Genomic DNA, 1651 nt, shown 5'->3' with positions numbered 1-1651 from the left:
CTTCCAGCGCCAGCGCTACTGGCTGGAGACCACGACCACCGGCACCGGCGACCCCGGCGGCCTGGGCCTGGGCGCCGCCCACCACCCGCTGCTGGGCGCCGCGGTGCAGGTCGCCGACGGCGGCGACGTCCTGCTGACCGGCCGCCTGTCGCTCCAGTCGCACCCGTGGCTCGCCGACCACGCCGCCCTGGGCAGCGTGCTGCTGCCCGGCGCGGCGTTCGTGGAGCTGGCCCTGCGGGCGGGCGAGGCGGTCGGCTGCGACCGGCTGGAGGAGCTGACGCTGGAGGCCCCGCTGCTCCTGCCCGAGCGCGGCGGTGTCCAGTTGCAGGTGGCCGTGGAGGCCCCGGACGCCAGCGGGCAGGGGCAGGTCGCGGTGTACTCCCGGCCCGAGGCGACGGACGCGGCCGACACCGACGAGCCGTGGACCCGGCACGCCACCGGCCTGCTCGGCGTGGCGGCCCCCGGCTCACCGGCGGGCGCGGACCTGACCGCCTGGCCGCCGCGCGGCGCGGAGCGCGTCGACCTGGACGCCTTCTACGAGCGGGTCGCCGACATCGGCTACGGCTACGGGCCCGCCTTCCAGGGCCTGCGTGCCGCCTGGCACGTCGGCGAGGAGATCTACGCCGAGGTGGCCCTGGCCGACGAGCAGGGCCAGGACGCGGGCCGGTTCGGCATCCACCCGGCCCTGCTGGACGCCGCGCTCCACCCCGCGCTGCTGAGCGCGCTGGACGGGGCCGAGGGCGCGCCGGTGCGCCTGCCGTTCGCCTGGAGCGGCATCGCCCTGCACGCGGTCGGCGCCGCGTCCGTACGGGTACGGGTCGCCCCGGCCGGAGCGGACGCGGTGTCGGTGACCATCGCCGACGCCGCCGGCGCACCGGTCGCCTCGGTCGAGTCGCTGACCCTGCGCCCGGTGGCGTCCCAGCAGCTCACCGGCGCCGCGGACACCACCCACAACGCGCTGTTCCGCACCGAGTGGACCGCGCTGCCGGTGACCGGCGGCACCGCGGACACCGGCGGCTGGGCGGTGCTCGGCACGCCGCGGGAGACGCGGGACGGGCTGTTCGACACGGTCCGGCACGCCCCCGACCTGGAGTCGCTGTTCGCCGACGGCGCCGCGCCCGAGGTCGTGGTGGCCGTCCGCGCCGGCACGCCGGCGGACGGCGGGCTCGCGGCGGCCGCGCGCGCGGCGACGGCGGAGGCGCTGAGCCTGGTGCAGGCCTGGCTCGCCGACGAGCGGACCGCCGGCTCCCGCCTGGTGGTCGTCACCCGGGGCGCGGTGTCCACCCGTACCGGCGAGGACGTCACCGACCTGGCGCACGCGCCGGNCCGGGCCGACGAGGACGTCACCGACCTGGCCCGCGCCTCCCTGTGGGGCCTGCTGCGCTCGGCGCAGTCGGAGAACCCCGGCCGGTTCCTGATCGTGGACACCGACGGTCTGGACGTCTCGCGCGAGGCCCTGGCCGGCGCGGTCGCCGCGGCTGTGGCGGCCGAGGAGCCGCAGGCCGCCGTCCGCGAGGGCGCGGCCCTGGTGCCCCGGCTGGCGCGCGCCGCCGCCTCCGCGCCCGCCGACGGCGGGCCGCTGGACACGGCGGGCACGGTCCTGATCACCGGCGGCACCGGCGCGCTGGGCGGCCTGCTGGCCCGGCACCTG

General features: G+C 79.3%; 1 protein-coding gene. It reads left to right on the top strand.

Features of this window, described 5'->3' with window-relative positions; all coding sequences use genetic code 11:
• Positions 1 to 1651, top strand: a 1651-nt coding sequence (locus RKE29_RS29780; RefSeq protein WP_312008828.1) for a polyketide synthase dehydratase domain-containing protein, incomplete at both ends; no start/stop codon positions are given.

Source organism: Streptomyces sp. B1866, from assembly GCF_031932565.1.
Lineage (GTDB): Bacteria > Actinomycetota > Actinomycetes > Streptomycetales > Streptomycetaceae > Streptomyces.
The sequence above is the reverse complement of the archived record's forward strand: the minus strand, read 5'-3'. Positions and strand labels throughout refer to the sequence as shown.